This is a genomic window from Bradyrhizobium sp. Arg237L (assembly GCF_029990105.1).
Classification (GTDB): Bacteria; Pseudomonadota; Alphaproteobacteria; order Rhizobiales; family Xanthobacteraceae; genus Bradyrhizobium.
The window spans coordinates 79876-96632 of the sequence record NZ_JAQMIL010000009.1 but is presented as its reverse complement, the minus strand read 5'-3'; the positions used below and the strand labels follow the sequence as shown (position 1 = coordinate 96632).

Sequence of the window (16757 nt, the reverse complement as noted above, 5' to 3'; positions counted from 1 at the left end):
AAATGCCACCCTGAGCTCATTGCGACCCGAAACGTCATGTTATAACATTACGTGTGATCGGGAGAAGACGCAAGGGACCGTGCAGTAGCTTGCTGTCCGGCCGCGAGATCCCGCGCTAACGGTTGGATACACTGCGATGCATGAACTTGCGTGAAAGGCGCTTGGAAACAGAGAATTGATCCGGTGCGGTTAAGATCCATCCTTCAGATCTTCAGCCTCTTGATCATCGTATTCGCCTTATTGGCGTCGCCGCAGTCTTTTGCCGCGCAGCAACCGTCGGACGTTCCGGCTTGGCTGAGGGCACATGTCGGCGAAGGCGAAGGTCAAATCGCAGAAGTGGTCTTGCAGAGGGCGCGTGCGCTTTACCAGCAAAAAGTGAGCCAAGGCGCGGTTAAGAATCCCTGCTATTTCGCGATGGACGCGACGCGTCCCAACGATTTAGGTGACGGCAAATTGGGGCGTCGGTTCTACGTTATCTGCGAATCCGAGCGATCGTTTCGTGCAATTTCGGCGGGTCACGGCGGCGGTCGCGATTTGAAAGGCGTCGCGGATTTCGCGAACGGAAGACGCTGCGCGAAGAACTTCGGCAACGCGATGGATTCAACTCTGACGACTGGCGGGGCCTATGTAACAGGCGAGACGACGATGTCCTTCAAAGGCTACTACCGTGTTTCGGCGAAACAAGACGCGGTTCTGATACGCTCGTTTGTTCAGTTTGATGGCGCGGGCGAGACGGCAAATGCCCGACAGCGCGAGATCGGCGGGCATCCGGCCGAGTTGTTGAGGAACGTCTGTCTTCGAAAGGATCCACGCAGTCCGTACGCAAACCACGACGGTTACGTTCCCTTGGAACACTAGAGGATTACGCTGGCGGCCGCAGCAACGGCTGCACCAGTTGGTCGCCATCGGACGCCGGCCAAATCATCGCGATGGTGAAGGATAATCCGACGACGCTTTACATCTATCCTGACTCTGCCGACATCGAAGCCGTCGCGCGAGCAGTTGCGGCCGGCCGGTCGCTATCCGGCGTGGGACTATATTGGAACGCCTCCTGTTTGAACGAAATCCGGGCTCCAAAATTTTGGCCAAAGGAAACCCTCGAGCCGATCCTGGCTCGATACAAGAAGGATCATCCGGCACCAGCGCAACGGCCAACGCCGATTTGCAAGGCACAGTGAAATCTTCTCGCTTGTGCCTTGTCGCTCGCACTGGCTATCCCGCAAATCTCCGGCATAACTGCGACAGCTCAAGAGGGCCCGCTGGTTTAGACGCTGGCCGGCGCAAGTACCCCGACTTCCACCTGTGAAGTTGGAAACCGATGTCGCTACGCGGGCACAGACAACACCGCTGCCAGGCTCGGGTGCCAAGTCCGCGAGATGTGATTCTTTTCCTGAGGTCGCGCTAATTAGGCGGTCCGGAGACGATCATCACCGGTCCCCGTCGAATAACTTAGGTCTTCGCCCGACGGCTGGTCGATTTTCGACCGCAAGGCCAATTTTCGACCCTTTGATGTTACGACAAGCTTGGATAAGATCGGCTTCGAGCGAAGGGCAATTGCTTCCGGATGCGTTGGTTTCGGAAACATAATAGGCATGGTTCATGGCTTGCGCTGATCGCGCTCGTCATCAACCTGACGCTGGCCTTCGGTCACGTTCACGGCTTCGCCGGGAAAGTGCCCGAGCGCTCCGGCGTGCTGATTGCCGCCATAGCGGGCGCCGATGACGGCCAGAATCGTCATAGACCGTCAGACAGCCATCCCGACTATCTCTGTCCAATCTGCATGGCCACTGCGGTCATGGGCAACGGCCTAGCGCCAACTCCGCCAGCGCTGCTCGTGGAATTTGCTGATGCGAGGATCGATCATCCGATCGATCATTTCCGCTTCTTGCTACAACCGCCGCGGGCAGCGTTTGAATCACGCGGACCTCCGATTTCCTGACATCGCTGCTTCGATCCCGCTGGCGCCGCGCCATGGGGGCGCGCCGCGAGCCGGGGCCGAAGCTCCTTCCGTACGACGACGCTTTTGCGTCGCGGGCAGGCGTTCAGTCAGGAAACATTCCTTCATGGGCACTCCGTTTCTCTTTCGCACCTTCCGCGGCATTTTGCTGTCGGCATCGTCGCTCACGCTCGTGGTGGCATCGGGTGCAGCCGCGCTCGCCCAAGCCCCCAGCCCGGCCCCCCAGGGGACGAGTTCGACGCCGCAGCCGAGTGCCCCGTCCGCGCAACCTTCGCCGCAGCCGGAAAGCTCGGCCACGCCGGCGCCCTCAGAGTCACCGGCCAATTCGCCGACCCCGCAATCAACGCCGGCCGTGCAGGCCGCGCCTCCGGGAGCCAACGTTCTGCCCGAGACCCGGGTCGCCGCGCCTGTCGAGCGGCGGCGGCCGCGAACGCCGCCGCCAAGGCAGGTCGTGCGTAATCCACCGTCGACAGCGACGGCCGTGCCAAGCGCGGAACAGGCCCAAGCTGCGGCGAATCGCCAAGTCGTCCAGCAGACCCAGACCTTCGACCAGCGGCGCGACAACGTCATCATGCCCAAGGTTGGCACGACGAACTATCAACTTAGCCAGAGGGATATCGAGAACCTCCCGCAGGGAAACGCCGCGCCGCTCAAAGATGTCGTGCTGCAATTTCCGGGCGTCTATCAGGATTCGACGAGCTCGGGCGATTTTCACGTTCGCAACGAGCACGCCAACGTTCAGTACCGGATCAATGGGATCCTACTGCCCGACGGCGTGTCCGGCTTCTCGCAGCTTCTTGAGACCTCTTTCATCGGCAGCATAGGGCTGCTCACCGGTGCGCTGCCGGCGCAGTATGGCCTGCATACCGCCGGCATCCTCGACATCACGACCAAGAGCGGAGCCGCGCTCTCCGGCGGCAGCGTCAGTATCTACGGCGGCAGCCGCCAGACCATTACACCGAGCTTCGAATATGGCGGGGTTGAGGGCAACACCGACTACTACGTCACCGGCCGCTATTTGAGCACCAGCCTCGGCCTTCAGAATCCCATTGCGACCCTCAACGCAATTCACGATCATTCCGAACAGGGCAGGTTCTTCGCCTATACGTCCACGGTGCTCGATCCAACGGTGCGGGTGGTCACCATTTCGGGGTTCGGAGAGACCCGTTATCAGATTCCCAACAATCCCGGACAGCCGGGTAATGTGGGAGGCTTTTGCGGCGGTCCTTTCGATCCCGCGAACCCCTGCCTCAACCCGGATGGCATCCCCAACCCGAATGCTCCCCCCTATACAGCCTTCGGCAAAAGTAGCTTCGATTCGGCCACCCTCAATGAAAATCAATATGAGAAGAACGCCTACAACGTCATTGCCTGGCAGAAGTCGGAGGGCAATTTCGATGCCCAGCTCGCGTATTATTCGCGTTATAGCGATGTTCACTTCGTTCCCGACCCGGTGGGCGATCTCTTCATCAACAATGTCGCATCCGATGTTTATCGCAATTCCTTCCTGAACGGCGTGTCGGGCGATTTCGCGTACCGCTTGAACGATGCGCACACTCTTCGCGCCGGCTTCTACACCAACGGCGAGCAGAGCCAGATCGCAACCGTAAGCACCGTCGAGCCGCTAGACCCGAACGATCCGAGCGGCCTGACGGCGATCGACAGGCCCTTCAACATTCTCGATAGCAGCAAATTGTTTGGCTGGCAGCTCGGGGCCTACGCCCAGGACGAATGGCGGCTGACCCACGAACTCACGTTAAATTACGGCCTGCGGTTCGATCAAATCTACCAGTACGTCGACGCGAACCAGCTCAGCCCGCGCGCGAGCCTGACCTACAAGCCATGGTGGTCGACCGTCCTGCACATCGGTTACATGCGAACGTTCGAACCGCCACAACAAGTGCTTGGTCGAACGATTCCGACCCAGATCTTTAATGGCACTACCGCGGGCACCCCAATCATCACCCCCGATCAGGCGGCCGTGCTGCCCGGCCAGGTGGCCGGCTTTCCTCTCCAGAATGTCGGTGCGATCCAACCCGAACGGGCGAATGTGTACGACGCGGGCTTCACGCAGCAACTGCTGCCGCAATGTCCGACGACACCAGGCGCAACACCCTCCAAAGCGCCGGTCGCAGCCGCAAACTGTCCGACCCTCGAACTCGGCGGCAGCATCTACTACAAGACCGCCAGGGACCTCCTCGACGATGGCCAGTTCGGCCAGGCCTACGTGCTCACCGCGTTCAACTATGACAAAGCCGAGAATTACGGTGCCGAACTGAAACTAAGATTCAGGTATGGCGGCTTCTCTGCTGACACCAGTTGGGCGTGGGGGGTCCAGCACGCACACACTGTCGTGTCAAATCAGACCCTGTTTAGTCCAGACGACCTAGTCTACATCCAGAACAATTGGATCCACACCGACCACGATCAAACCTATACAGGTTCTGGAAGGGTCGCATACCGGTGGACCGACACCAACAGCTGGTTGGACGGCACCACCGCGAGCGCAACGTTCATCTACGGTAGCGGCTTGCGCACGGACCCCCCGAATTTGCCGCCAGGGGTAGTCTGCCCCAACTGCGACCACCTGCCATCCTATTGGCAGATCAATACCGGCGTGTCGCACGAGTTCGCCCATGGCTGGAACGGATTGCCGGTTACGGTTCGTTTCGACGTGGTAAACCTGACCGACTACATTTACCAGATCCGCAACGGTGCCGGCATCGGTGTGTTTGCGCCTCAATACGGACCGCGGCGCGGATACTACTTTGGCATTTCGCAGAAGCTCGGGGCTCCGGAGAAGGTTGCCGGCGTTCTGCCTGGCTTCTACACCAAGGTCCGTAACTCGGCACCGACAGCTTACTATTGGGCCGGTCCCTACGTCGGCGCCAACTTCGGTGGCGCCTTCAGCGGCGGCGAGCACGTGGCCACGCCGATCGGCACCGACAGAACCAATCCGGCGGGCGCGCTCGGTGGCTTGCAGGCCGGCTACAATTTTCTGGTGGCTCCGAACTGGCTGGTCGGGATCGAAGGCGAACTCGCCTGGACGTCAGCTCAGGGTAAAGCCAATTTCGTTGATCCCGCCGGCACGGCGGCGCTCTCGATCACCAGCGACCACAACTGGTATGACACCCTCACCGGCAGGATCGGCTATGTCACCGGGCCGCTAATGCTCTACGCAAAGGGCGGCGCCGCGTTGATGAACGCCGATTATCGTATGGAGGTGAATAGCGGGCTCGACGGTCTCACTGTTGCTCACGCCACCCGTCCCGGATGGATCGCGGGCGGTGGCCTGGAATACATGCTGGGATCACACTGGTCGGCGAAGCTCGAGTACGACCATCTCGACTTCGGCAGCAAAGGGCTCGAGTTCGTCAATTCGTTCGGCACGAACGTGACTGTCAAGACCGAGGTCAACCAAGTCAAAGCCGGCGTGAATTATCACCTTGAGGGATTGCTTTAGCGACTGGTTAGCGCGAGCAGGCCCACAGGTAGGGGCAAAAGTGGGGGCCGATTGAGACGAGAAAGAACGAGATGAAATACAGCAAAACAAAGCCTCAGCGCAGAATTTGGCTCCGGCTGCTGCCGAGTGGCCTCATTCTTGCGGCCCTCGCCATCCACTCGCAGCCTGCGGTCGCGCAAGTTCCGGATTCCCTGCTGCCGCGGAATCTGTCGCCGTGGGGAATGTTCCTCAACGCCGATATCGTCGTGAAGGCTGTCATGATCGGGCTCGCCTTCGCCTCGCTCGTGACCTGGACGGTCTGGCTTGCCAAGACCATCGAACTGCGCGTCGGGAGGGGCCGCGCGCTGCGGCGGGTGAGAATGCTGGAGGAAGGCGGCGGCCTCACGGAGGCGGCGCATGAATGCAATGGCGACCGCGATGCTGTCGCGCAGCTGATCCTCTCGACGGCGCGCGAGGCGGAACTGTCCGACGGTATCGTCGACGACGGCTTCAAGGAGCGTGTCGCGCTTCGGCTGGAACGTGTGGAAGCGGCGATGACGCGAGAGATTTCGCGCGGCATTGGCATTCTTGCCACCATCGGCGCGACGGCCCCCTTTGTCGGCCTGTTCGGCACGGTTTGGGGGATCATGAACTCTTTCATCGGCATTTCGGAATCCCATACCACGAACCTGGCGGTGGTTGCGCCCGGCATTGCCGAGGCGCTGCTCGCCACCGCGCTCGGGCTTGTGGCCGCTATCCCGGCCGTCGTGATCTACAACCATCTCGCCCGCGTGATCGCCGGCTATCGCGCGCTCCTGAGTGACGCCTCGGCGCAGCTCCTGCTTCTGATCAGCCGCGGGCAGCCCCGCGATGTGGTCCTGCCACGCGCTGCGGAGTGATCGCCATGGCCGTCCGTCTTGGTTCTCGTTCGAACGGCGATGATCTCGAGATCCAGCACGAGATCAACGTCACGCCCTTTATCGACGTGATCCTGGTGCTGCTTATCATCTTCATGGTAGCCGCGCCGCTTGCGACCGTCGACATCGGCGTAAACCTTCCCGCGAGCACGGCACCCGAGCAGCCTCGCCCGGACAAGCCGGTTTTCGTCACGATCAAAACGGACCAGACCATTGCCGTCGGCGAAAACGTTGTGGCGCGCGAAGCCCTCGCTCGTGCGCTGGATACTGCCACCAACAACCACAAGGACGAAACGATCTTCGTCCGAGCCGACAAGTCGCTGAGCTATGGCGAGCTGATCGAGGTTATGAACACCTTACGGGACGCCGGCTATCTCAAGCTTGCCCTGGTTGGGCTTGAAGCGCCGGCGACGAAGCCATGAACGCCCACGCCCTGCATCTGCCTGACAATCGCGGCCTATCACGTTGGATGCTAGCGGCGCTGGCAATCCTGCTCGCGCATGCCGCAATCGTGGCCGCCATTGCACTGTGGTATTCCCGCAGGCCCGTCGAGCCAAACATCATTCCTGCGATAAGCGTGACCCTCGCCCCAATCGAAGCTAGTTCGCCCGAGGTCCAGAACCAGGACATCGCGGTCGGCCCGACCATGCAACAGGCGGAGGAGACGCCCAAGGAGCAGCCCAAGCAGGAGCAGCCAGTCGAGAAGGTCGAACAGCCGCCACCTCCGCAAGCACAGGCCGAAGTCACCCTGCCTCAAGAGACGCCAAAGCAAATCGAGGAGCCAAAGCCGCAGGTACAGCCGCCCGCGCCCGAGACGCGCGCGCCGCCGAAGACGGAGCATGTCGGTCAGTTCTCACAGGCAAGCGCGAAGGCCTATAACGCCCTCGTGTTCGGTCATCTACAACGCTTCAAAAGGTACCCGGCGGCGGCGCATGGTGCCTCGGGAACGACGGTGCTGCGGTTCGGCCTGAATCGTGCGGGGGAAGTGATCGCAAGCGAAATATCCAAATCGTCAGGCAATACAGTGCTCGACCGGGAGGCGCTCGAACTGCTTCATCGCGCCAGTCCCTTCCCGCCCTTCCCGGCCGAGAAGCCCGGAGCGCGCGATAGCTATCTCGCACCGGTCGCTTTCGCGCGCTGACGCCTGCGGCGAGATCCATAGTTTCGTCGGGATGAGGATTGTCTATGCCGAGGACGCGTGATCTCAGGGAGCAATAGACCGCACGGTCAGAGTAGTAGACCAGCCCATTTGCCTCGGTCGGATTGTTAGCCACTCACAGAGGAGTGCCGAATGACAATGCGAACCTCGTTGTTGGCCCTTTTCCTTCTGCTTTGCAGTGTGGCGACGGCTGCTTCCATGGGCAGCGCCGTCACCAAGAATGATCCTTGGAATCCTCATCATATCGACGATCTACCTGCCGAAGTTCGACAATATATCGCGGCCATCTGCAAGGGGCCTCCGAGCGCCCAGAATGATTTTGCAACCTACTCTCCGCACGAGAAGCGCTGGCGGATCAATCTCGAATACCTTCGATGCGACGGTTTGGGCCAATATCGTCGAGGAAATCAATGTCTGGATGTTGACTTCATTGCTGTCGGCTCGCATTTCCGGCTTGCCAGAAGGGACTACAGAGACTGTGGCTTCTAAATCTCGGTCGGTGATAAGACTCCATTTCCACTGACCAGTCGCTACAGCGGCGCGCGCGTCCACGGTTCGTAGCTGCCAAGGTCGACCTTGACGTGTGTGCCTGACATCTCGCCGTTTAGTCCTTCTGGGATCTCCGGCGACGTCCGCTCTTGACTACACCGCCGAATGAGGACGCGCTCGCACTCTGACGCGTAGCCGCTCTTCACGCATCCGGTCAGCCCTCCCGGATTTGATGACAGCACTGCGCTACGCGACGGGCTAGAGATGGGCCACCATATGGTATTCCCCTTAGCGGCCGAAGATACTCGCCGCCTCAAAGCGATTGCGTCATGGTTGATGTTGGCCAACGGCACCTAGGCAGCCAAGCGGCCCGCCTCTTCGGCCTCGATCGAATCGGCGCCCGAAGCCCTCTTCAGAAAGCGAGCCAGCGCGGCCTTTCGCGAATCGCGGTCCAACGCGTAGGCGGTTTGCTTGAACTCGATGCCGTCAAGGAGCCCTTGAATATAGCCAGAGATCGTATCCGCAGCCATGATGAGCGCCGTGTCAAGCGTATGGATGTACTTGCTTGTCACCAAACCCTTGGCATGGCCGACCAGCGCCGCGATGGTCACCTCGGTAAGCCGAGATCGTTGGCGATGCTCGCGAAGCTGTGGCGTAGGACGTGAGGAGTAATATCGGATAGCGGGGAGTCCTCGAAGAGATGCTTCCAATGGTTCGGGAAGCTGCCGAATGCGTTGTCCTCGCCCTGCCCCGGGAAGACGTGTGTGCAGACATTGTCCGGGCGCCGTCGCTCGAGATATTCGACGACTGGCAGCCCTATGGGGCGGATGGATTCACCCTCCTTACTGTCGTCCAACCGCAAGCAACTCGACTCGGTGTCCGCTTCCGTCCATTTCAAGCCGATCATCTCGCTGCGTCGACAGCCGGTCAGCGCGAGCTGGCGAGAGATGTCCACGATCGTGGCATATTTCTCGTGCCTGGCTGCGTCGCGGAGCATCCGACCGAGTATTCGGTATTCAGCCTCCTGTGCCTCACGCTGACCCCGCTCTCGCGCGCACCACACCTTCCAGTTCATCCATGGCGGAGGTCGAGACCGCGCAGGGAATCTCCTTCTCGCCGTCGAGCATCGAGAACAGAACGACCATCCTGTCGTATTCGTAAGCGATGAAGCGACCGTGCGTGAGCGTCATGTCAGCCACTCCTTCATAAGCGTGCCGCGGTACCCGACTCAGCTCTGCTCGGCAAGCCGGACAAAATCCTCAAGCACGGCTGCGACGAGATCGCGGTGCCTTGTGTCTTCGGGCGGCAGGCCCGCGGCTACAGCTTGAGTATATAGCGCGCCTTGGCGGCCGCCTCCGGCCATGACGCGGCGGGAATTGACAACAGATGGTCCTCCACCTCGGCCCGGCGCTCGCGCAGTTCCCGTGCATGGGTCTCGACCTCCGCGAGCGCACGGCGGATGTCGGTTGCCTTTTGCGCCGTCACGCCGCGGTGACTGTCGAGATCGAGCGGTTCGTCAGCCATCGGATGCGCTCGCGTCGATGCGTTGGGCGTCGGCCAGATCGACAGAGCCGATCGAGACCACCTGCATCGCCAACCCGCGCGAGCCTTCCACCGGCACCTTGATCATGGTGGCGACGGGGCGGAACGCCTCGAACGATAGCCCCTCGATCGTCTCCTCGTCGATGACGACCTCATAGGCGCCGGCGGGCAACAGTCTATCGATGCCCCTGATCCGGAAAGAGTTCTTGAAGGTGACGACTTCGCGTCGGGAACGGACGGTCATGCGCGCTACCTTAGAAACTCTGGCCGGTCGTGGTGCGGACCCAACGATGATTGCGTCGATCGTCCAGGCGCTGAAGGCGAGCCGGTGATCGGTCCGTCGGGTGCGGTCCTGGTGATGATGGCCGAGATGAGGGACGCTTTCCGTAACTTGGTCGACTGCATTATAGTGCATCCGGTGCGCAAGCGGATGCCCTACGAATACACACGGTACCTGAATGCCGCTGCCCTTTTCAGCATGAAGCTTTTCTCAGGAGACCGCCACAAAACAGGAACGATGAGTACTGCCTAATACGACAACGTCCAGTCAGGGAAATCCGTGTCCTCGTAATAGACGCGGACCTGCATGTGATGGCGGCCGTCGCGGACCTCGCCGTCGAGGGAAACGTTCATTTTGAACTCGACGCCGCGCGTTCGCGAGCCTGCTCCAGAAACTCCTCCAAATCCCAGGGGACAACCCGTCCAGCCTCGACGTCGGCCATCCCTTCGTCGATCGCCGCTCGGAGAGCGCGGAGCTTCTCGGTGTCTTCGCCAGTCAAACTCATGACGCCAATGCTAGCAGCTTGCGTCACAACTGCACAGGGACCAACCAATATAAGCTTACGCCACCGCCGGTCCGGCCTTGCCGAGCGTCACCAGCACGATCTCCGGGGGAACGCCGATGCGGAACGGCATGATGCTGCAGCCGAGGCCGCCGGAGACGATGACGTCGCAATTGGTGCGCAGGTGGCCGTAGGCGAGCTCGACGCCCTGCCGCAGCGGCACCGCGGGCGACCAGCCGAGCAGGCGGACCTGGCCGCCATGGGTATGGCCGGACAATTGCAGCGCCACGCGTGAGGGGACGCGCAGCGCGACGTCAGGCTCGTGTGCCAGCAGGATGACCGGCGCATCGTCGGTGACTTTCGCGAGCGTCGCGCCGAGATCATCGACGCCGATACGGCGCACGGGGCGGAAACGCCGTGCCGGCATATAGGCGAGCTGATCGCCGAGGCCGGCGAGCCAGAACGGGCGGCCGGCCTTGGTCAGGCGCTTTGCATCGTTCTCGTAGACCGGAATGCCGTTCGCTTCGAGCGCGCGATGGGCCACCGTCAGCCCCTGCCCCTCGCGCTGCACGGTCTTGTCGTCCCAGTAATCGTGGTTACCGAGGATCGCGTGCACGCCGAGCGGCGCCTTGAGGTTCGCCAGCACCGCGGCCCATTCGCTTGCTGGAATGAAGCGCGTAACATGGCGGTGGCCGGCGACGTAGTCCCCGAGCATGACGATGATGTCGGGCTCAAGTGCGTTGGTGCGCGCGACGATCGTCTCGATGCGCTCCAGCGACATCCAGGGATCGCAGGCGTGCAGGTCGGCGATCACGGCGATCTTCAGCGGGAAATCCGCCGGCCATCGCGGTGGGGTGAGATGATAACGCGTGACGCGGAGCCGCAATACCGGCTCGACGCCAAAGCCATAGGCCGAGGTCGATGCAGTGAGGGCGGTGAGGCCGCCGATGGATCTGAAAAATTGACGCCGTGAGAACATGGGGATGATCGGTGATGCCCCTCGTTGATGGGGTCCGATTGGAGCGGAATTGCGGTGCGTTTGTGCAGATTGTCAGGGGTTGTCCTGCACGAGGATGTGAACGCGCGATTCCGTAGCCCGGGTGGAGCGCAGCGCAACCCGGGACTCCTGCGCCAACGTTTACGAGCGGCCCCGGGTTACGCTTCCGCTCCACCCGGGCTACGGGAATGCAAAATCAATCGTCGTCGTTGCCGAACAGGCCGAACTGCGAGGGATCGCGCGAGGGCTCGGCGAGGCCGAGATGGCGGAAGGCGTGCGAGGTGAGGAGACGGCCGCGCGGCGTGCGCTGCAGGTAGCCGCACTGGATCAGATAGGGCTCGATGATGTCCTCGATCGCATCGCGCGGCTCCGACAGCGCCGCCGCCATCGTCTCGACCCCGACCGGCCCGCCGCCATAGTTCATCGCGATGGTGCTGAGGTAGCGGCGGTCCATCGCATCCAGGCCGGCGGCATCGACCTCAAGCGCGGAGAGCGCGTGATCGGCAATAGCGCGGTCGACCGACGTGGCGTCGGCTGCGGACGCAAAATCGCGGACCCGGCGCAGCAGGCGGCCGGCGATGCGTGGCGTGCCGCGGGCGCGGCGGGCGATCTCGTTGGCACCGTCAGGACTCATGCCGATGTTGAGCACGCGGGCGCCGCGGGTGACGATCTTCTCCAGCTCCTCCTCGGTGTAGAAATTCAGCCGGATTGGAATCCCGAAGCGGTCGCGCAGTGGATTGGTGAGCAGGCCGGCGCGCGTGGTGGCGCCGACGAGGGTGAATTTCGCCAATTCGATCTTCACCGAGCGCGCGGCCGGGCCCTCGCCGATGATGAGGTCGAGCTGGAAATCCTCCATCGCCGGATAGAGCACCTCTTCCACCGCCGGGCTCAGGCGATGGATCTCGTCGATGAAGAGGACGTCGCGCTCTTCGAGATTTGTCAGAAGCGCGGCGAGATCGCCGGCTTTTGCAATCACCGGGCCGGAGGTGGCACGAAAGCCGACGCCGAGCTCGCGCGCGACGATCTGTGCCAGCGTGGTCTTGCCGAGACCCGGGGGCCCGACAAACAGTACATGATCCAGCGCCTCGCCGCGCTTGCGCGCGGCCTCGATGAAGATCGAGAGATTCTTGCGCGCCTGCGCCTGGCCGACGAATTCGGACAGCGATTGCGGACGCAGCGCCGTGTCGCCGACATCATCGGCGCGACGCTCAGGGGTGACGATGCGGGAGGGCGGGTTCATGTCGCCTGCTCCGTGACGATCGTAGGGTGGGCAAAGCGACTTGTCCGCCGTAGCTCGAAGAGCGAAGGCGGAAGCGTGCCCACCATGACGAGCGGAGTGTTGATGGTGGGCACGCTCCGCTTTGCCCACCCTACGGTCTGAGCATTCACTTCGCGAGCTCCTTCAGGCCTAGCCGGATCAGTTGCGCGGTCTCGGCGTGCTCGCCTGCGCTGCGCGAGGCGGCGGCGATGGCGGCGGCGGCTTGCGGCTGGCCGTAGCCGAGATTGACGAGGGCAGAGATCGCGTCCGTCACCGGACGCGGCGCGCGCTCATTGTCGATGGCGCCGGCGAGATGGACCACTGCGGGATCGACATTGGCAAATTGAGGCGCCTTGTCCTTCAACTCGCTGACGATGCGCTCAGCGACCTTCGGGCCGACGCCGGGCGTGCGCGCCACCGCCGCCTTGTCACGCAGCGCGATCGCGTTCGCAAGGTCGGAAGGCGGCAGCGTGCCGAGCACGGCGAGCGCGACCTTGGCGCCGACGCCCTGCACGGTCTGCAACAGGCGAAACCATTCGCGCTCGTTGTCGGTGCGGAAGCCGAACAGCTTGATCTGATCCTCGCGCACATAGGTCTCGATCGAGAGCACCGCGGCCTCGCCCGGCGAGGGCAGCGCCTGCAGCGTGCGCGCCGAGCAATGCACCTGATAGCCGACGCCGCCGACATCGAGGATCACGTAGTCCTCGCCGTAGGAGTCGATGAGGCCTTTCAATTTGCCGATCATAGGCTGGCTACTCTCAGCCGCAGCGCGGTGCTTTGGCGGTGATGGGCATGCGTGATCGCAACCGCGAGTGCATCGGCGGCGTCGGGCGATTGCGGCTCGGCCTTGGGAAGCAGGATCTTCAGCATCACGGCGATCTGGTTCTTCTCGGCGTGTCCGGCGCCGACGACGGTTTTCTTGACCTGGTTCGGCGCATATTCGGCGACCTCGATGCCGAACATTGCAGGCGCCAGCATGGCGACGCCGCGGGCCTGGCCGAGTTTCAGCGTCGCGACGCCGTCCTTGTTGACAAACGTCTGCTCGACCGCGGCCTCTTCGGGGCTGTAGTCGCCGAGCACGGCAGCCAGCCCCTCATGGATCGCGAGCAGCCGGCTCGCCAATGGCAGCCGTTCCGACGGCTCGATCGAGCCACAGCCGACGAAAACCAGCCGGTTGCCCTCGACTTCGATCACGCCCCAGCCGGTGCGGCGGAGGCCCGGGTCGATGCCGAGGATGCGGGTGGGCTTGCGAATCGGCTGGACTGTCATGGAGTAGTGATAACCGCTGCGTTTCGAGAACGAAACACAAACGGGGAGGTCATGCACGGGGAAAGCGACGACCACACCCACCCCGTCATGCCCGGGCTTGTCCCGGGCATCCACGTCCTTCAGCACGCGTGGAAACGCGTGGATGGCCGGGTCAAGCCCGGCCATGACGGCATCACGAGAGAGATGAAGTTAGCCGCCCATCTTCGCCATCAGCGCGTCCGAGATCTCGAAATTGACGAAGACGTTCTGCACGTCGTCGTGCTCGTTCAACAGGTCGATCAGCTTCAACAGCTTCTCGCCGGTCTCGTCGTCGACGGCGATGGTGTTTTGCGGCTTCCAGGTCAGCGCCGCCTTGCGCGGCTCGCCGAATTTCCCTTCCAGCGCCTTGGCGACCTCGCGGAAGGATTCCTGCGAAGCGTAGACCTCGTGGCCGCTTTCGCTCGACACCACGTCGTCGGCGCCGGCTTCGATCGCGGCATCCAGCATCGCGTCGTCCGAGGCGACTTTGTGGTCATATTCGATGATGCCGGTGCGGTCGAACATGAAGGCGACCGAGCCGGTTTCGCCGAGATTGCCGCCGGACTTCGTGAAGTAGGAGCGGATGTCGGAGGCGGCACGGTTGCGGTTGTCGGTCAGGGCCTCGACGATCACGGCGACGCCGCCGGGGCCATAGCCCTCGTAGCGGATCTCGTCATAATTCTCGCCCTCATTGCCGGCGGCCTTCTTGATGGCGCGCTCGATATTGTCCTTCGGCATGTTTTCCGCCCGCGCGGCAACGATCGCGGCGCGCAGCCGGGGGTTCATGGCGGGGTCGGGGGTGCCGAGCTTGGCCGCGACGGTGATTTCGCGGGCCAGTTTGCCGAACAGCTTCGACTTCTGGGCATCCTGCCGGCCCTTGCGGTGCATGATGTTCTTGAATTGGGAATGGCCGGCCATGCGAGGTCCCTTGGGAATCGTCTTTCGAAAAAGGGGATGAGGCGCGGCGTTATAGGCCCCCGACAGGCCAAAATCAAAGACTTGCGGCGTGATCTGGCATGCCGGCCGTGCCGTCTGCCGGAAAATCAGGCAGCCGTTAACCACGACTTCACCTACGAATGAGAGAATCGGACAGTCCATTTCAACTTGCAAGAGAACCCAAATGGCGGCGTTCGGTTTGTTTCGCAAGCGAGTGCCGGAGCCGGTGGTGGCTGTCGAACCGAAAGTTCCGGCCGCAACGGTGCCAGCGCCAGAGGATAACACCTCCCCCGATACCGGCTCGGCCCAGGAGATCCTGGAACTGCTCGAACTCGAGCTCGGCGGCATGATCCGGCAGCTCGAGCGCGCCGCCCAATCGGTGGCCGGCGGGGCCGAGGCGACCGCGGCGACGCTTGCCACCATCCGCGAGCGCACGGATGCGCTGACCGGCCGCACCAACGCGGCGCAGACCACGGCCGAGACCTTCTCGCGGGCCGCCGACAAGTTCACCGATTCGGCGCAAGGGATCGGCGCGCAGGTCCGCGACGCCGGCCGGCTCGCCGACGAGGCCGGAGCCGCGGCGCGCGAAGCCCGCGCCAATGTCGACCGCCTCCGCGAATCCTCCGCCGCGATCGGCAATGTCGTCAACCTGATCGCGCAGATCGCGCGGCAGACCACCCTGCTCGCCCTCAACTCGACCATCGAGGCCGCGCGCGCCGGCGCCGCCGGCAAGGGATTTGCGGTGGTTGCGACCGAAGTGAAGGCGCTGGCGGTGCAGACCCAGGGCGCGACCGAAGAGATCACCAGGAAGATCGAGGCGCTGCAGAGGGATGCCGCCGGCTCGGCCGATGCCGTGCACCGCATCGCGCAGTCGATCGAGGCGATCCGCCCGGTGTTCGAGCATGTCCGCGGCGCGGTGACCGAGCAGCGCAAGACCACCGGCGAGATCGCGCAGAATGCCTCCTCCGCCTCGAGCTTCATCGTCGCGGTCGGCGACGGCGCCGCCGAGATCGATCATGCAACCAGGGAAGCCGAAGCGCATGGCAAGGATGTCGCCCAAGCGGGCCGGGCGGTGACCAGCTTTGCGCAAAAACTGAAATCGCGCTGCGCGGTGCTGCTGCGGCAGGGCGAGCGCGAGGACCCGCGCAAGGGCGAGCGGCTGCCCTGTAGCCTCAAGCTCGAGATGCAAGCGCGCGGCAGCATCATCACCGCGCCGGTCTATGAGATATCCATGGACGGCATCCTGATCTCAGGACCGGAGGCCGAACGGCTGCAACTGCACCAGAGCCTTGCCGCCACGCTTGAAGATGTCGGCGCGGTCAAGATCCGGATCGCCGACAAGACCAAGGCCGGCGCGCAGGCGCGCTTCGAGGCGCTGACCTTGGGGCTGCTCGAAAAGATCGAAGACAAATTGTGGGCGATCCGCGACGAGAACACCGAGTTCGTGATGCGCGCGATGGAAGCCGGCGTGGCGCTGACCAGGATTTTCGAGAACGGGATCGCGAGCGGCGCCATCACGATCGAGGACATGTTCGACACCGACTATGTCGAGATGTCCGGCACCAATCCGGTGCAGTACCGCACAAGAATATTGGACTGGGCCGACCGCGCGCTGCCGCCGTTTCAGGAGGCTTTCCTCGCCAAGGATCCGCGGCTGGCGTTCTGCGCCATGATCGACCGCAACGGCTATCTGCCGGTGCACAACAAGATCTATTCGCACCCGCAGCGGCCGGGCGATGTCGCCTTCAACGCCGCCAACAGCCGCAACCGTCGCATCTTCAACGATGCAGCGGGGCTCGCCGCCGGGCGCAACCAGCGCGCCTATCTGATCCAGAGTTACGCCCGCGACATGGGCAACGGCACCACGGTGATGATGCGCGAGATCGACGTGCCTGTCCGCGTGCGCGGCCGGCACTGGGGCGGCTTCCGCACGGCGTACAAGCTCTGACGGCCGCTTTTCTGGGCAGTCACTGCACTGCCCGGAACTTCAC

General features: G+C 62.8%; 14 protein-coding genes and 5 pseudogenes. 7 read left to right on the top strand and 12 right to left on the bottom strand.

Annotation, left to right across the window (positions count from 1 at the left end; all coding sequences use genetic code 11):
- The first annotated feature begins 183 nt into the window (after positions 1–183).
- Positions 184–1178 (top strand): annotated as a pseudogene (locus OZ411_RS07825) (hypothetical protein).
- Between the two features lie 419 nt (positions 1179–1597).
- Here OZ411_RS07825 and OZ411_RS07820 read toward each other — a convergent pair.
- The gene (locus tag OZ411_RS07820; RefSeq protein WP_282527461.1) at positions 1598–1738 is read right to left on the bottom strand and encodes a hypothetical protein; all 141 of its coding nucleotides are present in this window, start codon (positions 1736–1738) and stop codon (positions 1598–1600) included.
- Positions 1739–2063: 325 nt separating this feature from the next.
- On the opposite strand from OZ411_RS07820, the gene OZ411_RS07815 reads away from it, so the two are divergent.
- The 5 genes from OZ411_RS07815 (at position 2064) to OZ411_RS07795 (ending at position 7964) form a co-directional block, all read left to right on the top strand.
- Entirely contained in the window at positions 2064–5420 is a 3357-nt protein-coding gene (locus OZ411_RS07815; RefSeq protein WP_282527460.1) for a TonB-dependent receptor, read from the top strand.
- A gap of 71 nt (positions 5421–5491) precedes the next feature.
- A complete protein-coding gene (gene exbB, locus OZ411_RS07810; RefSeq protein ID WP_282527459.1) occupies positions 5492–6298 on the top strand; it encodes a tonB-system energizer ExbB in 807 nt (268 codons plus the stop codon).
- A 5-nt stretch (positions 6299–6303) separates the two neighbouring features.
- A complete protein-coding gene (gene exbD / locus OZ411_RS07805; protein WP_282527515.1) occupies positions 6304–6738 on the top strand; it encodes a TonB system transport protein ExbD in 435 nt (144 codons plus the stop codon).
- Positions 6735–7457 (top strand): energy transducer TonB, encoded by a 723-nt coding sequence (locus OZ411_RS07800; RefSeq protein ID WP_282527458.1) that lies wholly within the window; start codon positions 6735–6737, stop codon positions 7455–7457. The genes exbD and OZ411_RS07800 overlap by 4 nt, the downstream gene beginning before the upstream one ends.
- A gap of 150 nt (positions 7458–7607) precedes the next feature.
- The gene (locus OZ411_RS07795) at positions 7608–7964 is read left to right on the top strand and encodes a hypothetical protein (protein ID WP_130579323.1); all 357 of its coding nucleotides are present in this window, start codon (positions 7608–7610) and stop codon (positions 7962–7964) included.
- A gap of 353 nt (positions 7965–8317) precedes the next feature.
- Here OZ411_RS07795 and OZ411_RS07790 read toward each other — a convergent pair.
- The 11 genes and pseudogenes from OZ411_RS07790 to OZ411_RS07740 all read right to left on the bottom strand — a co-directional run.
- Positions 8318–8988: pseudogene (locus tag OZ411_RS07790) on the bottom strand (tyrosine-type recombinase/integrase); the annotation flags it as partial.
- Between the two features lie 22 nt (positions 8989–9010).
- A pseudogene (locus tag OZ411_RS07785) lies at positions 9011–9154 on the bottom strand (DUF1488 domain-containing protein); the annotation flags it as partial.
- A gap of 38 nt (positions 9155–9192) precedes the next feature.
- A pseudogene (locus OZ411_RS07780) lies at positions 9193–9488 on the bottom strand (hypothetical protein).
- Complete coding sequence (locus OZ411_RS07775) at positions 9481–9750, bottom strand: hypothetical protein (protein ID WP_282527457.1); 270 nt, start codon at positions 9748–9750, stop codon at positions 9481–9483. Before OZ411_RS07775 ends, OZ411_RS07780 begins: the two are co-directional and overlap by 8 nt.
- A gap of 308 nt (positions 9751–10058) precedes the next feature.
- Positions 10059–10139, bottom strand: a pseudogene (locus tag OZ411_RS07770) (acyl-CoA thioester hydrolase); the annotation flags it as partial.
- Positions 10136–10291 (bottom strand): hypothetical protein, encoded by a 156-nt coding sequence (locus tag OZ411_RS07765; RefSeq protein WP_282527456.1) that lies wholly within the window; start codon positions 10289–10291, stop codon positions 10136–10138. The pseudogene OZ411_RS07770 and the gene OZ411_RS07765, both read right to left, overlap by 4 nt.
- A gap of 55 nt (positions 10292–10346) precedes the next feature.
- Positions 10347–11267, bottom strand: a complete 921-nt coding sequence (locus tag OZ411_RS07760; protein ID WP_282527455.1) for a metallophosphoesterase — start codon at positions 11265–11267, stop codon at positions 10347–10349.
- 214 nt (positions 11268–11481) lie between these two features.
- Positions 11482–12525: a Holliday junction branch migration DNA helicase RuvB gene (gene ruvB, locus OZ411_RS07755; RefSeq protein WP_130579333.1), complete on the bottom strand. Its 1044-nt coding sequence runs from the start codon at positions 12523–12525 to the stop codon at positions 11482–11484.
- 145 nt (positions 12526–12670) lie between these two features.
- Entirely contained in the window at positions 12671–13288 is a 618-nt protein-coding gene (gene ruvA, locus OZ411_RS07750) for a Holliday junction branch migration protein RuvA (RefSeq protein WP_282527454.1), read from the bottom strand.
- Positions 13285–13812: a crossover junction endodeoxyribonuclease RuvC gene (gene ruvC / locus OZ411_RS07745; RefSeq protein WP_130579366.1), complete on the bottom strand. Its 528-nt coding sequence runs from the start codon at positions 13810–13812 to the stop codon at positions 13285–13287. The genes ruvA and ruvC overlap by 4 nt, the downstream gene beginning before the upstream one ends.
- Positions 13813–14001: 189 nt before the next feature.
- Entirely contained in the window at positions 14002–14748 is a 747-nt protein-coding gene (locus tag OZ411_RS07740; protein ID WP_282527453.1) for a YebC/PmpR family DNA-binding transcriptional regulator, read from the bottom strand.
- Positions 14749–14950: 202 nt separating this feature from the next.
- Here OZ411_RS07740 and OZ411_RS07735 point away from each other — a divergent pair, with 202 nt between their 5' ends.
- Complete coding sequence (locus tag OZ411_RS07735; RefSeq protein ID WP_282527452.1) at positions 14951–16714, top strand: methyl-accepting chemotaxis protein; 1764 nt, start codon at positions 14951–14953, stop codon at positions 16712–16714.
- Positions 16715–16757: the final 43 nt, after the last annotated feature.

Excerpts from the sequence above, each read along its gene's own strand:
- OZ411_RS07815 (WP_282527460.1), top strand. The coding sequence starts at position 2,064 with ATGGGCACTCCGTTTCTCTTTCGCACCTTCCGCGGCATTTTGCTGTCG.
- OZ411_RS07760 (WP_282527455.1), bottom strand. The coding sequence starts at position 11,267 with ATGTTCTCACGGCGTCAATTTTTCAGATCCATCGGCGGCCTCACCGCC.
- OZ411_RS07765 (WP_282527456.1), bottom strand. The coding sequence starts at position 10,291 with ATGAGTTTGACTGGCGAAGACACCGAGAAGCTCCGCGCTCTCCGAGCG.
- ruvA (WP_282527454.1), bottom strand. The coding sequence starts at position 13,288 with ATGATCGGCAAATTGAAAGGCCTCATCGACTCCTACGGCGAGGACTAC.
- OZ411_RS07735 (WP_282527452.1), top strand. The coding sequence starts at position 14,951 with ATGGCGGCGTTCGGTTTGTTTCGCAAGCGAGTGCCGGAGCCGGTGGTG.
- ruvB (WP_130579333.1), bottom strand. The coding sequence starts at position 12,525 with ATGAACCCGCCCTCCCGCATCGTCACCCCTGAGCGTCGCGCCGATGAT.
- OZ411_RS07820 (WP_282527461.1), bottom strand. The coding sequence starts at position 1,738 with ATGACGATTCTGGCCGTCATCGGCGCCCGCTATGGCGGCAATCAGCAC.
- exbB (WP_282527459.1), top strand. The coding sequence starts at position 5,492 with ATGAAATACAGCAAAACAAAGCCTCAGCGCAGAATTTGGCTCCGGCTG.
- OZ411_RS07795 (WP_130579323.1), top strand. The coding sequence starts at position 7,608 with ATGACAATGCGAACCTCGTTGTTGGCCCTTTTCCTTCTGCTTTGCAGT.
- exbD (WP_282527515.1), top strand. The coding sequence starts at position 6,304 with ATGGCCGTCCGTCTTGGTTCTCGTTCGAACGGCGATGATCTCGAGATC.
- OZ411_RS07800 (WP_282527458.1), top strand. The coding sequence starts at position 6,735 with ATGAACGCCCACGCCCTGCATCTGCCTGACAATCGCGGCCTATCACGT.
- OZ411_RS07775 (WP_282527457.1), bottom strand. The coding sequence starts at position 9,750 with ATGACCGTCCGTTCCCGACGCGAAGTCGTCACCTTCAAGAACTCTTTC.
- ruvC (WP_130579366.1), bottom strand. The coding sequence starts at position 13,812 with ATGACAGTCCAGCCGATTCGCAAGCCCACCCGCATCCTCGGCATCGAC.
- OZ411_RS07740 (WP_282527453.1), bottom strand. The coding sequence starts at position 14,748 with ATGGCCGGCCATTCCCAATTCAAGAACATCATGCACCGCAAGGGCCGG.